Origin of the sequence: Nocardioides sp. ChNu-153 (genome assembly GCF_030466625.1) — a bacterium.
In the GTDB taxonomy this organism is placed as follows: Bacteria; Actinomycetota; Actinomycetes; order Propionibacteriales; family Nocardioidaceae; genus Nocardioides.
Map to the genome: position 1 here is coordinate 14,819 of NZ_JADEVT010000002.1, position 15,452 is coordinate 30,270.

Genomic DNA, 15,452 nt, shown 5'->3' on the forward strand with positions numbered 1-15,452 from the left:
CCCGGAGCTGTCGGTGGGCCGTGCTGGGATGGTCGGCATGGCAGTCGCAGGGTCGGTCGCAGGGTCGGTCGCGGGTCCGGCGTACCAGCTGGTGCGCCCGCAGGACGACGTCGTGGTGCCCAGGCTCGACGCGCACCAGCAGCGCGTCGTCGACCACCCGGGCGGGCCGCTGCTCGTGCTCGCCGGGCCGGGCACGGGCAAGACGACGACGCTGGTCGAGGCGATCGTCGACCGGGTGGAGAACCGGGGCGCCGACCCCTCGTCCGTGCTCGCCCTCACCTTCTCGCGCAAGGCGGCGGAGCAGCTGCGCGACCGCGTGACGGCCCGCCTCGGCCGGACGACCGAGGCGGCGCTCTGCTCGACCGTGCACTCGTTCGCCTACGGCCTCGTGCGCCGCTACTCGCCGCCGGAGCTGTACGCCGCGCCCCTGCGCCTGCTGTCGGCCCCGGAGCAGGACGTCGTGCTCGCCGAGCTGCTGACGGACGCGCCGGAGTCGGTGCGCTGGCCCGACGCGCTGCGCCGCGCGGTCGGCACCCGCGGCTTCGCCCGCGAGGTCCACCACGTGCTGGCGCGCGCCCGCGAGAAGGGGCTGAGCGCGGACGAGCTGGTCGAGCTGGGCGAGCGCTCCGCCGCCCCCGAGCTCGTCGCCGCCGGGGCGTTCCTGGGGCAGTACCTCACGATCCTCGACCACACCGGTGCGATCGACTACGCCGACCTGGTGCGGCGCGCCGTGATCGAGGCCGAGGACCACCGCGACGAGCTGCGGGAGCGGTACTCGTGCCTGTTCGTGGACGAGTACCAGGACACCGACCCCGGCCAGGTGGAGCTGCTCCGCGCCCTCGCCGGCGACGGGCGGGACCTGGTGGCCGTGGGCGACCCCCACCAGTCCATCTACGGCTTCCGGGGCGCCGACGTGCGCGGCATCCTCGAGTTCCCCCGGGCGTTCCCGCAGGCCGACGGCTCGCCGGCCCCGGTCGCGGTGCTGGCCACGACCCGTCGCTTCGGCCCGCGGGTGCTCCGCACGGCCACGGCGGTCGCCTCGCGGCTCTCGCTCGCGGGCAGCATCGACCCGGTGGCCCGGGAGGTATTCAGCGCGCCGGTGACCGCGCCCGGGGCGCCGCGCGACCGCGTCGAGGTCCTGACCTTCGACACGGAGCGGGCCGAGGCCGAGCACCTGGCCGACCTGCTGCGCCGGGCCCACCTCGAGGACGGGGTGGCGTGGGGCGACATGGCGGTGCTGGCCCGCTCGGGCCGGGCGACGCTGCCGGCCCTGCGGCGCTCGCTGTCCGCGGCCGGGGTGCCGGTCGAGGTGGCGGCCGACGAGCTCCCGCTCGTTCGGGAGCCCGCCGTGGCACCTCTGCTCGACGCGCTGCGGACGGTCGTGCACCTCGACGTCACCGATCCCGAGGCGGAGTCGTTCGTCGACGCCGGCCAGGTGCAGGCGCTGCTCACGTCCCCGCTCGGCGGTCTCGACGCCACCGAGGTGCGCGCGCTGGCCCGCCACGTGCGGCTCGAGGAGCGGGCGCGCACCGCGGCGGACGGGGGTGCTCCGCGGCCCTCGGCCGACGTGCTGCGGGAGGCGGTGCTGGAGCCGGGGCGGCTCGACGACGCCGACGCGGCCGGCGTCGCGGGCGTGGCGAAGGCGCGGGCCCTCGGCGACCTCCTGCGGGCGGCGCGCGCCGTGGTGGACGGCGGCGGCACCGCGGAGGAGGCGCTGTGGGCCCTGTGGTCCGGCACGTCCTGGCCCGAGCGGCTGCGCCGGGGCACCACCCTGGGCGGCGCCGCGGCGCGGCGCGCCCACCGCGACCTCGACGCGGTCTGCGCCCTGTTCGAGGGCGCCGCCAAGATGGAGGAGCAGCGGGGCCACACCGGCGTGGGCTCGTTCCTCGACACCCTGGTGGCGCAGGAGATCCCGTCCGACACCCTCGCGGAGCGGGGCGTGCGCGGCGACGCGGTGCGCCTCCTCACCGCTCACCGCTCCAAGGGCCTGGAGTGGCGCCTCGTGGTCGTGGCCCACGTGCAGGAGGAGACGTGGCCCGACCTGCGCCGCCGGGTGACCCTCCTCGGCGCCGACCGCATCGGAGGGCCGGGGGACGACCTGCTGCCGCCGCCGGGGGTGCGCGAGGCCCTGATGGAGGAGCGCCGCCTCTTCTACGTGGCCTGCACCCGCGCCCGGGAGCGCCTCGTGGTCACCGCGGTGCGCTCCCCGGAGGACGACGGGGAGCAGCCCTCGCGCTTCCTCGCCGAGACGGGCGTCGACCCGGTCCACCGGGTGGGGCGGCCGACCCGGCCGTTGTCGATGACTGGCGTGGTCGCCCACCTGCGCCGCACCGTCGCCGACCCCGAGCGCCCGGAGGAGGTGCGCCGGGCCGCCGCCCGCCGGCTGGCGGCGCTGGCCTCGGCCCGCGACGTCGAGGGGCGCCCGCTGGTGCGCGCGGCCGACCCGGGCACGTGGTGGGGCACCCGCGGCCTGACGTTCGCGGAGACCCCGGTGCGCCCGGCCGACCAGCCGCTGCGCATCTCGGCGAGCACGCTCAGCTCCATCCTCGTCTGCCCCCTGCGCTGGTTCCTCGAGCGCGAGGCGGGCGGCAGCCAGGTCAGCAGCGCCTCCCAGGGCTTCGGCCTCGTCCTCCACGCGCTAGCGGAGCGCGTCGCGACGGGGGAGCTGCCCGGCGACCCGGCCGCCGTGGACGACCTCATTGCCCACGTGGACGAGGTGTGGCCCCAGATGTCCTTCCGCACCCCGTGGTCCGGCGCCCGGGAGCGGGCCGAGGCGCGGGCCGCGTTGCTGCGGTTCCTGCGGTGGCACACCCGGCCCGAGGCGCGGCGCGTGCTCGGTGTCGAGCAGCACCTGCGTGCGGAGCTGCGCCTGGACGACGGCGAGCGCATCGTCCTCAACGGCTTCGCCGACCGCCTGGAGATCGACGACCAGCACCGCGTCGTGGTGGTCGACCTCAAGACGGGGAAGTACCCGCCGACCGGCGCCGAGGTGGCCGAGCACCCGCAGCTGGGGCTCTACCAGCTGGCGGTCGAGCTGGGCGCCGCCGACGAGCTGCTGCCCCCGGAGCACCGCCCCGCCCGTTCCGGCGGCGCCGAGCTGGTGCAGCTGCGCAAGGAGACGCGGGGCAGCGTCAAGGTGCAGGCCCAGCCGCCACAGGAGGCCGACGCGACGGGCCGTCGGCTCGTCGAGCAGCAGCTGGCGCTCGCCGCCCGCGTCGTGCGCGGGGAGTCGTTCGGGGCCCGCGCCGGCGGTCACTGCGACACGTGCGCCTTCGTCGCCACGTGTCCCGCCACGGGCGCCGGGACGGTGCTGTCGTGACGGGCACGGCGGTGGAGCCGGGCGTGACGACCGGGGCGACCGCCCCGGTCGAGATCCGCACGCCCGCCGACCTGCAGCGGGTGATGCGGGCGCCGTACCCGGTGAGCGACGAGCAGTGGCGCGCCGTCAGCGCGCCGCTGGAGCCGGCGGTCGTGGTCGCCGGCGCCGGGTCCGGCAAGACCACGCTGATGGCGGCGCGGGTCGTCTACCTGGTGGCGACGGGCCAGGTGCGCCCCGAGCAGGTGCTGGGCCTCACCTTCACGACGAAGGCGGCCCGCGAGCTCTCGACGCGGGTCCGCGAGGCCCTCGCGGTCGCGGGGCTCGGCCCGGCCGGCTCGCGCCCGTCCCCCGAGGACGACGGCGAGGAGGTGCTGGAGCCGACGGTCGCGACCTACAACGCGTACGCCGCGTCCCTGCTGACCGAGCACGGCCTGCGGATCGGCCACGAGCCGGACACGCGGGTGATGGCGGACGCGTCGCGCTACCAGCTCGCGGAGCGGGCCATCACGCGCCACCGGCGCCCCGTCGAGCTGCTGAGCGACCACCCCGCGACGGTCATCGGCAACATCGTGGCGCTCGAGGGCGCCCTCAACGAGCACCTCGTCGAGCCCGACGACGTGCGGGCGTTCCACGCGCGGGAGCGGCCGCGCTTCACCGAGGCGCTGGCCGTCTCGCGGGGCAAGAAGGACCTCGAGGGCGTGCTCAACACCATCGGGCGGCGCGAGGAGCTGCTCGACCTCGTGACGGCGTACCGGCGGCTCAAGGGCTCGCTGGGGCTCATGGACTTCTCCGACCAGATCGCGCTGACGGCGCGGCTGGCCGACGAGCACCCGGACGTCGGAGCCCTCGAGCGCGGCAAGTACGCCGTCGTGCTGCTCGACGAGTACCAGGACACCTCGGTCGCCCAGGCCCTGCTGCTGCGCAAGCTGTTCTCGGGTCCGACGCCGGGGACCGGGCGCGGGCACGCCGTGACGGCCGTGGGCGACCCGAACCAGGCGATCTACGGCTGGCGCGGCGCGTCGGTCTCCAACATCCTCGGCTTCGGCCACGACTTCCCCCGCGCCGACGGGGCGTCCGACGTCGCGACCTACGCCCTGACGGTCAACCGGCGCTCCGACCGCCGCATCCTGGCCGCCGCGAACCGGCTCGCCGGCCCGCTGTACGCCGCGCACGACGTCGTGCGACCCCTGCGGGCCCCCGACGGCGCGGCGGAGGGGCGGGTCCGCGTCGCCGTGCACGACACGTACGACGACGAGCTGGCCTGGCTGGCCGAGCAGGTGCTCGCGACCCGGTCCGCGGGGACGCCGTGGCGCGAGATCGGCGTGCTGACCCGCGACAACCGGCACGCGGCCGACGTCTTCGACGCGCTGACCGCCCGCGAGGTGCCGGTCGAGATCGTCGGCCTGTCGGGGCTGCTGCGCCTGCCGGAGGTGGCGGAGGTGGTCGCCACGCTGACCCTGCTCCACGACCTGACCGCGAACGCCTCGGCCCTCGTGCTGCTGACCGGCCCGCGGTGGGCGCTGGGTCCGCGGGACCTGGCGATCCTGGGTCGACGGGCCCGCGACCTGGCCGCGACGGGCCCGGCCAGCGACCTCGAGCACGGTGTCGAGGAGGCCCTGGCCGTCGCCGTCGAGGGCGCCGACCCGACCGAGATCTCGTCGCTGTGCGACGCGCTGGAGTCGCCGGGCGAGGCGCCCGACTACCCCTACTCCCGCGAGGCCCGGGTGCGGATCGGGCTGCTGGCCGGCGAGCTGCGGATGCTGCGCGGCCACGTCGACGAGCCGCTGCTCGACCTGGTGCGGCGCATCGTCGACGTGAGCGGGATCGACGTCGAGCTCGCGAGCTCGACGTCGCCCGCGGCCGCGGCCCGCCGCGACAACCTCGACCTGTTCGTGCGGGCGGTGGCCGACTTCCAGGCCGTCGACGGCGCCACGGGCCTCGGCGCGCTGCTGGCCTACCTCGGCGCGGAGGACGAGATGGGCACGGGCCTCGACGTGGCCACGCCCACCGAGGCCGACTCGGTGAAGCTGCTGACGGTGCACCGTGCGAAGGGCCTCGAGTGGGACGTCGTGTTCTGCGTCGGGGTGGGGGAGGACAAGTTCCCCACCAAGCAGACCCGGACGCAGTGGACGACGGGACCGGCGGTGCTGCCCTCCCCGCTGCGGGGCGACGCCCGCGACGTGCCCCAGCTGCGGGGGTACGAGAAGGCCGACCTCGACGCCCTCAAGGTCGACGCCCGCGCCCACGAGGCCGAGGAGGAGCTGCGGCTGGGCTACGTCGCGTTCACCCGCGCCCGCCACGAGCTGGTGGCGTCGGCGTACCTGTGGACCGCGACGCGGGCCTCGCCGGTCGGGCCCTCGCCGTACCTGGTGACCCTGGCCGAGGCGATGGCGGACGACGGCGACGAGCCCGAGCGCTGGGTGGAGCGGCCGCCGAAGGACACGCCCAACCCGCTGAAGGCGGAGAAGCCCCCGGTGCCGTGGCCCGTCGACGGGCACACCCCGGAGGTCGAGCGGCGGCTGGTGGCCGCCCGGATGGTGCGCGCCGAGCAGGAGCGACTGGCGGCGGGCGAGGGCGGCGAGGCCGACGACGCGGACCTCGACATCGTCGGCATCGCCGAGGTGGCGGAGTGGGACGAGGAGATCGAGCGCCTGCTCGCGGAGGCCCGCCGGCAGGTGGCGGCACAGGTCGACATCCCCCTGCCGCCCAGCATCTCCGCGACCGCGCTGGGGCGGCTGCGCGACGACCCCGCGGTGATGGCACGGGAGCTCGCGCGGCCCATGCCCCGGCCGCCGTCGGCGGCGGCCCGCTTCGGCACGCGCTTCCACGCCTGGGTCGAGACGCGCTTCGACCAGCAGACCCTGATCCCGACCGACGAGGTGCCCGGCCGGGCCGACACCGACATCGAGGACGAGCGGGACCTCGCCGAGGTGGTGGCCGCCTTCGAGTCCGGCCCGTTCGCCGAGCGGGTGCCGCTCGCGACGGAGGCCCCGTTCGCGCTGGTGCTCGCCGGGCAGGTCGTGCGGGGGCGCATCGACGCGGTGTACGCCGAACCGGCGGGCGGCGACGCCGACTTCCTCGTCGTCGACTGGAAGACCGGGCGGGGCGGGCGCACCGACCCGCTGCAGCTCGCTCTCTACCGCCTCGCGTGGGCCGAGCTCCGCGGGGTGCCGGTGGAGCGGGTGCGCGCGGTCTTCTGCCACGTCCGCACGGGACGGGTGGTGGAGCCGCGCGACCTGCCGGGGCGCGTCGGCCTGGAGCAGCTGGTGCGGGGCGCGGCGCCGGGCTGAGGGCCGCGCGCCTACGCTCGGGGGGTGCCCGACCGCGACGCCCCGACCACCCCCGGCCACCGCCTCCCGCACGTCGCGCTGTCGGCGTACGCGCACGACCGCCACGGCGTCGAGCGCATCGACGAGGCGTGGCTGCGCCGGGCGTGGGAGGCCCCGGACACACGGGTGCTGCCGATCGCCGGCAACCGGATGCTCGTCGCCGACGGCGTCCCCGCGTGGGGCGCGGTCGACGACCTGCCGGCCGCGGCCGCCGAGCCGTCGGCGACCCGGCTGCTGCTGGGCGAGCACGAGGGCACGACGTACTTCGCGGCACTCTTCGACCCCGCCCGCGCCCCGCACCCCGAGGAGCAGTGGCAGGGCCTGCGGGCCGTCCTGGAGGGCGTCGTCGAGGGCCCCACCGCGCCGCTCGTGCTCCACGCGACGGGGATGGCGGAGTGGCACTGGAGCACCCGGTTCTGCACCCGCTGCGGCCGACCGGTCACGCCCTCGCACGCCGGCCACGTGCTCGTGTGCTCCACGGCGCGCGGCTGCGGCAAGCACCACTTCCCGCGCACGGACCCCGCCGTGATCATGCTCGTCACCGACGGCGAGCCGGGCGCCGACGACGAGCGCTGCCTGCTCGGTCACGCCCGGGCGTGGCCCGCGGGCCGGTTCTCGACGCTCGCCGGGTTCGTCGAGCCGGGCGAGACGTTCGAGGACGCGGTGCGCCGCGAGGTCGCCGAGGAGACGGCGGTCCGGGTGGGGGAGGTGACCTACTTCGGCAACCAGCCGTGGCCCCTGCCGGCGAGCGTGATGATCGGGTTCACCGCCCGCGCGACCTCCACGGAGATCGACGTCGACGGCGCCGAGGTGGCCGACGCGCGCTGGTTCACCCGGGCCGACATCGCCCGCGGGGTGGCCGACGGGTCGCTGGCGCTGCCGGGATCGGTGTCGATATCGCACCGCCTCATCCAGGCCTGGTACGGCGCGCCCCTCGACACCCGCTGGTGAGGCGGGCGCCGAGGGGCGCGGGGGAGACGGGCGCTCAGGCCAGGGAGGCGATCTTGGCCTTCACCTGCGCCAGGCTCGGGTTGGTCTGCGCGGAGCCGTCGGAGTAGACGAGCGTCGGCACCGTCTGGTTGCCGTTGTTGACCTTCTCGACCAGCGCGGCGGCGTCGGGCTGCTGCTCGATGTCGACCACGTCGTAGGCGATGCCCTCCCGGTCGAGCTGCCCCCGCAGGCGGTGGCAGTAGCCGCACCAGGGCGTGCTGTACATGGTGAACGTCGCGGTCATCGAAGTGTCCCCTCGGGCGTCTAGTGTCGTCGGCGCCATAACGTTCCACGCCGAGGAGATGTTCCCCCATGCCGTCGCCGCTCCCTCCGACGACGTCGTCCGCGCCCGCCGCGCTGCAGCCCGACGCCCTCCTCGAGGCCCTCGACCCCGAGCAGCGCCGGGTCGCCGAGGCGCTGCGCGGGCCCGTGCGCGTGCTCGCCGGGGCGGGCACGGGCAAGACCCGCGCGATCACCCACCGGATCGCGTACGGCGTGGCCACGGGCGTGTACGCGCCGACGGAGGTGCTGGCCGTGACCTTCACGACCCGGGCCGCCGGCGAGATGCGCACCCGGCTGCGCCAGCTCGGCGCCGGGGGAGTGCAGGCCCGCACGTTCCACTCGGCCGCCCTGCGCCAGCTGCGCTACTTCTGGCCGCGGGTCCACGGCAGCGAGCTGCCCGAGCTGGTGCAGTCGAAGCTCGGCATCCTCGGTCCGGCGGCGCGGCGGCTGCGCATCGGCACCGACGCGGCGCTCCTGCGCGACCTCGCCGCCGAGGTCGAGTGGAGCAAGGTCTCGAACGTGGGGCCCGACGACTACGCGCGGGTCGCGACGGCCCGCGGCCGCTCGGTGGGCGGGCTCGACGCGGCCGCGGTGGCCCGCGTGCTGACGGCCTACGAGGAGACGAAGCGCTCCCAGGGCCGGATGGACATGGAGGACGTGCTGCTGTGGACGGCGGGGCTGCTCGCCGAGGACGAGCGGGTCGCCGCCCAGGTCCGCCGGCAGTACCGGTGGTTCGTCGTGGACGAGTACCAGGACGTCTCGCCGCTGCAGTCCGCGCTGCTCGACCTGTGGCTGGGTGGGCGCGACGAGGTGTGCGTCGTCGGCGACCCCGCGCAGACCATCTACAGCTTCGCCGGGGCCGACGCGTCGTACCTGCGGGAGTTCCACCGCAAGCACCCGGGTGCCGCCTCGATCGAGCTGGTGCGCAACTACCGCTCGACCCCCCAGATCGTCGCCGGCGCCAACGCGCTGCTGGCGGGCACGCAGAGCCAGGGCGTCCAGCTGCGCGCGCAGGGCGCGGCGGGGCCCGAGATCGCGGCCCGCGCGCTGCCCGACGAGGTCGCCGAGGCCGACGCGGCCGCCGCCGAGGTGGCCCGCCTGCGCGCCCAGGGCGTGCCGCTCGGCGAGGTCGCGATCCTCTTCCGCATCAACGCCCAGTCCGAGGCGTTCGAGGAGGCGCTGGCCGCCCGCGGCCTGCCGTACGTCGTGCGCGGCGCCGCCCGCTTCTTCGACCGGCCCGAGGTCCGCCAGGCCGTCACGCTGCTGCGCGGCACGGCCCGGGCCGGGGTCGACGACGACGTGCCGCTGCCCGACGCCGTCCGCTCGGCGCTGGCCGGCATGGGCTGGGCGGCGGAGCCCCCCGCCGCCCGCGGCCAGACCCGCGACCGGTGGGAGTCGCTGCAGGCGCTGGTCGACCTCGCCGGCGACGCGGGCACCGCCGACCTGACGGCCTTCGTCGAGGACCTCGAGCGCCGGGCCGCCGAGCAGCACGCCCCGGTGGCCGACGGCGTCACGCTGGCCACCCTGCACGCGGCGAAGGGCCTCGAGTGGGACGTGGTGCTGCTGTGCGGCATCCACGACGGTGCCCTGCCGATCAGCTACGCCGACACCCCGGCCGCGGTCGAGGAGGAGCGCCGGCTGCTGTACGTCGGGATCACCCGCGCTCGCCGCGAGCTGGTGGTCTCCTGGGCCAGCGCCCGCCAGCCCGGCGGCCGCGCCTCGCGCAAGCCCTCGCGCTTCCTGCGCCCGGTGCTGCCGTCGTCGTTCGAGGAGGTCGCCGGGGCGGGCACGCGGTCGAAGGGGAAGAAGTCGCGGCACGCGGTGCACTGCCGCGAGTGCGGGCGCCCGCTGGACTCGGCGGCCGAGAAGAAGGTCGGGCGCTGCGCCGACTGCCCGGCGTCCTACGACGAGGAGCTGTTCGAGCGCCTGCGCGAGTGGCGGCGCGGCCGGGCCGCGGCGGAGAGCGTGCCGGCGTACGTGGTGTTCACCGACGCCACGCTGCAGCTCGTCGCGGAGCACCAGCCCCGTGGCGCGGACGCCCTGCTGAAGGTGAGCGGGGTGGGCCGCTCGAAGCTGGAGAAGTACGGCGACGAGCTGCTCGCCGTCGTCGCGGGCGAGACGCCCGAGGCGGCGGCCGCAGCGGCCGCCGGGGGAGCCGGGGGAGCCGGGGGAGCCGGGGAGACCCTCGACGAGGGCTGATCCGGGCCCGCCGGAGACCGGCGGTGAAATGAGTCAGAAAATAGATTGCCCATGACGGGCGGGCGCGGGTAACTTCGTGCCCGTTCTGACCACGAGCGCGACGAGGGCCCTGGCACGGCCCGCGCACGAAGATCGACCGGAGGAGGTGGCACCCATGGAGAACACGACGATGACGTGGAAGGCGAGCGAGCTCGCCGGCGTCGGCACGTCCGCCTGCACGCGTCGCCACCTGACCCTCGGTGGCGAGGCCGGCCGGGTGGCCGGCCTGCGTCTGCGTGCGTACGACGCCATCCGTGGCGCCGTCGCGCCCGCCGCTGCCCCGCGCGGCTTCGCGTTCCCGGAGACCCCTGCCTGGAGTCCACCCGTCTGACACAGCTCAGTCGGCGCCTCCAGGCCACGGTCCCCCCACGGGAACCGTGGCCTTTCTGTTTTCCCGCCCAACCGACAGGTCGACGAAGGAGGTGACACGACATGACCGTCCACGAGCTGGTGCCCGACGCGGCACTGCCCACCCTCGGGGCGCTGCACGACGCCGCCGACCAGGTGGACCCCCGGCTGCTGCCGTGCCGCAGGGGGGACGCCGAGCTGTGGTTCGCGGAGTCGCCCGGCGACGTCGAGGCGGCGAAGGCCCTGTGCCTCGACTGCCCCGTGCGGGCCCCCTGCCTCGACGGCGCCCTCGAGCGCCGCGAGCCGTGGGGCGTGTGGGGCGGAGAGCTCTTCGCCCAGGGCGTGGTGATCCCGCGCAAGCGCCCCCGGGGGCGCCCGCGGAAGAACCCCGTCGCGGCGTGAGCCCGCACCCGTCCGCGCAGCACCCGCACCACCCGCAGCACCACCCGCAGCACCACCCGATGACCCCCAGGAGGAACCGATGAACCTCGACCACCGTGTGCGTCCCCTCGGCGACGACCGCGTCGCCACCCCGACCCGCCAGGACGTGACCGCGTCGTGACCACCGCCCTGCAGCCCCAGACCTCCAGCACCCAGGACAGGAACACCGAGATGCAACTGCTCAACGAAGAACTGGCCCGAGCACAGTCAGCCGAGCTGCTCCTTGAGGCGGAGCAGCGCCACCAGGTCCAGCGCCTCGTCGCGGCGCGTCGCCTCAGCCGCAAGGCCGAGGTCGTCGCCGCCCGCGCGCGGCTCAAGCTGGCCCGCTCGCTCTGAGTCGACGGCTGCCGTCCCGTGACGGCGGCCCAGCCTCGGACGCACCTCCGTCACGAGCCCGTCGGGAAGGTCCCGGCGGGCTCGTGCCGTTCCTCCACCTCGTGCTGCTCGTCCGCCTCGTCCCGTTCCTCCACCTCGTCCCAGCTGCAGCCGCACCAGGGGTGGCGCGCCCAGGGCGTGCGGGCCGGCATCGCCCCGTCGAGGTCGACCGTGGCCGACCAGGTGGTGGGCAGCCCGCCGTCGACGAAGCGCAGCACGTCGCTGACCGCCCACCCGACCGCCCATCGCGCCAGCCCGGGGTCGACGGGCGGCGGGACGAGGCCGGGAGCGCTCGCCGCGGCCTGGCTGACGACGAGCGGGTAGCGGGGGTCCTCCTCGCTGCGGCCGGCGTCCACGCAGCGCTGGCACGCGGTCGTGCCGGCCACCACGAAGGGCCCCAGGCGCGCCCCGCCCGCGCGCAGCACGACCACCAGGTGCGGCTCGTCGCGGCGCACCAGCTCGTCGACCACCGCGCGGTCCAGCTCACCCACCGCGACGTGCACGGTGCACACGGGGGCGCGCGTCGTCGTACCCGCGCCCGTACCCGCGCCCGCACCATCACCGGCGGGGCGGACGAGCGCCTCCTCGAGCGCGTCCTCGATCGCCGAGCGCCACGGCTCCGCACCCGTGACCCGCACGCGGGCGTCGCGCCGACCGTGCAGGCGGTCCGCGGCGTCGGCCGGGTGGTCGGCCCACAGTGCGCTGACGGCCGAGCGTCGGGTGCCATCACCCGCGGTGCCGAGGGCGGCGAGGAGCGCGTCCGCGTCGACCAGCAGCCCCGCCTCGGCGAGGCGCCGGTGGGCGTCCCGGGCGGAGGGGGCGTCGGGCGTCGGGCCCGCCCCGGCGGTGTGCAGCGCGACGAGGTGCTCCCGCACCGCGTCGGTCGCGGGGAGCAGCGCCCGCTCGGGGCCGTCGACCCCGACCTGCAGGTGGCCGTCGCCGCGCCGCACCGGGACCCAGCCGGGGCGCAGCACGGCCCGTCGCGGCGCCACGTCGGTCCCACCCACCCCAGCGGTCGCCCCGGCAGCCACCCCGGCGGCGACCCCGCCTCGTCGCTCGTCCTCGCGCACGTCCACGACGACGAGCCTGGCACGGGCCGCGGCGGTGCGCCGTGCGCTCTCCACAGGGCACGGGGCGGCGCCCGGGGCCGCCCGCGTGGCGCGGGTCACGCCGTCGTCCCCGCCCGGGGCTAGCCTGCCGACCATGACGGACACCCCCGGGGCCGGCGCCCCCACCACGACCGAGCTGCCCCACCTGCGGGTCGAGCGGTACGACGACGGCGTCGTCGTGCTCGTCCTCGACAACCCCGACCAGCGCAACGCCATGTCCGCCCCGATGTCGGCGTCGTGGCAGCAGGCGGTCGACGGCCTGGTGGGGGACCGCGACGTCCGGGCGGTGGTCGTGCGCGGCGAGGGCTCGGCGTTCTGCTCCGGGGGCGACCAGAGGTGGATCGCGGGCGATCCCGAGGCGTCGGTCGACGACCTGCGCGCCCGGATGCTGCCGTTCTACCGGGGGTGGCTGTCGATCCGCCGCCTCGAGGTGCCCACCATCGCGGCCCTCAACGGCGCCGCCATCGGCGCCGGGCTCTGCGTGGCGCTGGCCTGCGACATCCGCTACGCCGCCCGTGGCGCCAAGCTGGGCGTGCCGTTCGTGAACCTCGGCATGCACCCGGGCATGGCCGCGACCTACCTGCTGCCCGACGTGGTGGGTCCCGCTCACGCGCGGGACCTGCTGCTGACCGGGCGTCTCGTCGCCGACGAGGAGGCCCTCGCGCTCGGCCTGGTCTCGCGCGTCATCGAGCGCGAGACCTTCGTCGACGAGGTGCTCGCCGCGGCCCACGCGGTCGCGGCCACCGCGCCGGTGCCGAGCCGCCTGACGACGCTGGCGCTCCGGTCGCGCCACGCCGACATCGAGGCCGGGCTGCAGTGGGAGGCGATGGCCCAGCCGATCACCCTGGCCACCGAGGACCTGCAGGAGGGGATCGCCGCGGCGCGGGAGCGTCGTACCCCGGTCTTCCGCGGCCGCTGAGCGAGAGCGAGGCCCCCGGCCGTCGTGGCGCCGCCGGCCTTCCCCTTGCCTGCGGAGCACGACGGACCCGGGGGCCTCGTCGCCCTCCACGCTAGGGGGTGGTGACCCCCCGGTCAACGGCGACGCCGGGCGCGGTCGTCCACCCCTGTGGACGAACCTGTGGAGGACGTGTGGACGAGGGGCCGCGGTCCGTGGAGGAGCGTGCCCGGGGCGGGGAGGCACCTGGGGAGCGTGCCCGCGGCGGACCGTCGACGACCACCGCTGACCTGCCAGGATGGTCGTCCACACCCTGGGGAGGAGAGCCGACGGTGACGCAGAGCTACGACGGGGGTCCGGTGGCGGCGCTGCGCCGCATCGCCTTCCTCCTCGAACGCGCCCGCGAGGACACCTACAAGGTGAAGGCCTACCGGGCCGCCGCGGCCGCGCTGCTCGACCTGCCGCCCGAGGAGCTGGCGCGCCGCGCGGGCGACGGCACCCTCACCGACCTGCCCGGCGTCGGCCGCAGCACCGCCCGCGTCGCCGAGGAGGCCGCCCGCGGGGAGCTGCCCGCCCGCCTCGCCGAGACCGAGGAGCGGTACGGCGGACCCCTCACCGCCGGCGGGCACGACCTGCGCCGGGCCCTGCGCGGCGACCTGCACTCCCACTCGGACTGGTCGGACGGCGGCTCGCCCATCGAGGAGATGGCGATGACGGCGATGGAGCTGGGCCACGACTACCTCGTGCTGACCGACCACTCGCCGCGCCTGCGGGTCGCGAACGGGTTGAGCCCCGCCCGCCTGCGGCGCCAGCTCGACGTGGTCGATGCGGTCAACGAGCACCTCGCCGACGGCGGCTTCCGGTTGCTCAAGGGGATCGAGGTCGACATCCTCGACGACGGTGCGCTCGACCAGGAGGACGCCCTGCTGGAGCGGCTCGACGTCCGGGTCGCGAGCGTGCACTCCAAGCTCGCCATGGACCCTGCGCCCATGACCCGCCGGATGGTGGCGGCGGTGCGCAACCCGTTCACGAACGTGCTCGGCCACTGCACGGGCCGGCTCGTGCGCGGCAACCGGGGCACCCGGCCGCCGTCGTCCTTCGACGCGCGGGCCGTCTTCGAGGCCTGTGCGGAGAACGACGTGGCGGTGGAGATCAACGCCCGCCCCGAGCGGCGCGACCCGCCCACCGCCCTGCTCGAGCTGGCCCGCGACGTCGGGTGCCTGTTCTCCATCGACTCCGACGCCCACGCACCGGGCCAGCTGGACCTGCAGGTCCACGGCTGCGAGCGGGCCGAGGAGGCCGGTATCAACCCCGACCGCATCGTCAACACGTGGACGCGGGAGCGTCTGACGTCCTGGGCGCGGCCCTCCTGACGCGCTAGCGTCCCCTCCATGGAGCCGGGGGCCGGCCCCGGCGCGGACCGGGGCGACGTCACGCCCGACGGCACGGGCCGCACCGGAGCCCGGCCAGACGTCGAGGTACGCCGCTCCCGTCGCCGACGGCGCACGGTCTCGGCGTACCGCGAGGGCGGCCGGATCGTCGTCCTCGTGCCCGCAGCGCTCAGCGACGCCGAGATCGAGCGCTGGGTGGCGGAGATGGTGCGGCGCATCGAGCGCTCGGACGCCCGCGCCCGCCCCAGCGACGACGAGCTGCTCGGTCGCGCACGCCGGCTCAGCGACCGCTACCTGGGCGGGATGGCGCGCCCCGCGTCCGTGCGGTGGGTGGACAACCAGCGCTCGCGCTGGGGCTCCTGCACCCCCGGGGACAGCACGATCCGCCTCTCCTCGCGGCTGCAGGGCATGCCGGCGTGGGTCGTGGACTACGTGCTCGTCCACGAGCTCGCGCACCTGCTCGTCCCCGGCCACGACGCCGACTTCTGGGCGTGGGTGGCGCACTACCCGCACGCCGAGCGCGCGAAGGGCTACCTGCTCGGTTACTCCGCCGCCGGGCGGCTGGAGCCGCCGCCGGGGGAGGAGCCCGACGACCTGGACGATCCCGCCGACCCCGCTGACCCCGACGGGTTCGACGCGCTCGCGGACGAGCCGGGTGACCCCGCAGCGGGCTCGGCGTCCGGCGTGCCCGGCACCGACTGAGCGCCCACCCGCGCCGTCAGCCGGGCGCGGGCG

The 15,452-nt window shown here is 76.4% G+C and carries 12 protein-coding genes; 10 read left to right on the forward strand and 2 right to left on the reverse strand.

What is annotated here, in order from left to right; genetic code table 11:
* Window positions 1-37: 37 nt before the first annotated feature.
* The 3 genes from INN71_RS03950 to nudC are packed head-to-tail and all read left to right on the forward strand — an operon-like array spanning window position 38 to window position 7,599.
* Entirely contained in the window at window positions 38-3,319 is a 3,282-nt protein-coding gene (locus INN71_RS03950) for an ATP-dependent DNA helicase (protein WP_277499988.1), read from the forward strand.
* Window positions 3,316-6,609, forward strand: a complete 3,294-nt coding sequence (locus tag INN71_RS03955; protein WP_277499990.1) for an ATP-dependent DNA helicase — start codon at window positions 3,316-3,318, stop codon at window positions 6,607-6,609. The genes INN71_RS03950 and INN71_RS03955 overlap by 4 nt, the downstream gene beginning before the upstream one ends.
* Window positions 6,610-6,633: 24 nt before the next feature.
* Window positions 6,634-7,599 (forward strand): NAD(+) diphosphatase, encoded by a 966-nt coding sequence (gene nudC, locus INN71_RS03960; protein ID WP_277499991.1) that lies wholly within the window; start codon window positions 6,634-6,636, stop codon window positions 7,597-7,599.
* A gap of 34 nt (window positions 7,600-7,633) precedes the next feature.
* On the opposite strand, the gene INN71_RS03965 is transcribed toward nudC, so the two are convergent.
* Window positions 7,634-7,882, reverse strand: coding sequence for a mycoredoxin (locus INN71_RS03965; RefSeq protein ID WP_277499992.1), 249 nt, complete (start codon window positions 7,880-7,882; stop codon window positions 7,634-7,636).
* Between the two features lie 68 nt (window positions 7,883-7,950).
* Here INN71_RS03965 and INN71_RS03970 point away from each other — a divergent pair, with 68 nt between their 5' ends.
* The 4 genes from INN71_RS03970 to INN71_RS03985 all read left to right on the forward strand — a co-directional run bounded on the left by INN71_RS03970 (window position 7,951) and on the right by INN71_RS03985 (window position 11,283).
* Window positions 7,951-10,119, forward strand: coding sequence for an ATP-dependent helicase (locus INN71_RS03970; RefSeq protein ID WP_277499993.1), 2,169 nt, complete (start codon window positions 7,951-7,953; stop codon window positions 10,117-10,119).
* A 154-nt stretch (window positions 10,120-10,273) separates the two neighbouring features.
* Window positions 10,274-10,489, forward strand: a complete 216-nt coding sequence (locus tag INN71_RS03975; protein WP_277499994.1) for a hypothetical protein — start codon at window positions 10,274-10,276, stop codon at window positions 10,487-10,489.
* A gap of 101 nt (window positions 10,490-10,590) precedes the next feature.
* On the forward strand, window positions 10,591-10,908 hold the full coding sequence (locus INN71_RS03980; RefSeq protein ID WP_277499995.1) for a WhiB family transcriptional regulator: 318 nt from the start codon (window positions 10,591-10,593) through the stop codon (window positions 10,906-10,908).
* 156 nt (window positions 10,909-11,064) lie between these two features.
* Window positions 11,065-11,283 (forward strand): hypothetical protein, encoded by a 219-nt coding sequence (locus INN71_RS03985; protein ID WP_277499997.1) that lies wholly within the window; start codon window positions 11,065-11,067, stop codon window positions 11,281-11,283.
* A 50-nt stretch (window positions 11,284-11,333) separates the two neighbouring features.
* Here the strand turns inward: INN71_RS03985 and INN71_RS03990 are convergent, their stop codons facing one another.
* A complete protein-coding gene (locus INN71_RS03990; protein WP_277499998.1) occupies window positions 11,334-12,398 on the reverse strand; it encodes a hypothetical protein in 1,065 nt (354 codons plus the stop codon).
* A gap of 127 nt (window positions 12,399-12,525) precedes the next feature.
* Here INN71_RS03990 and INN71_RS03995 point away from each other — a divergent pair, with 127 nt between their 5' ends.
* The 3 genes from INN71_RS03995 (at window position 12,526) to INN71_RS18095 (ending at window position 15,419) form a co-directional block, all read left to right on the forward strand.
* Window positions 12,526-13,350: an enoyl-CoA hydratase/isomerase family protein gene (locus INN71_RS03995; protein WP_277500000.1), complete on the forward strand. Its 825-nt coding sequence runs from the start codon at window positions 12,526-12,528 to the stop codon at window positions 13,348-13,350.
* Window positions 13,351-13,658: 308 nt separating this feature from the next.
* Window positions 13,659-14,699, forward strand: coding sequence for a PHP domain-containing protein (locus INN71_RS04000; protein ID WP_277500001.1), 1,041 nt, complete (start codon window positions 13,659-13,661; stop codon window positions 14,697-14,699).
* A gap of 18 nt (window positions 14,700-14,717) precedes the next feature.
* Window positions 14,718-15,419, forward strand: coding sequence for a M48 family metallopeptidase (locus INN71_RS18095; RefSeq protein ID WP_346812991.1), 702 nt, complete (start codon window positions 14,718-14,720; stop codon window positions 15,417-15,419).
* Window positions 15,420-15,452: the final 33 nt, after the last annotated feature.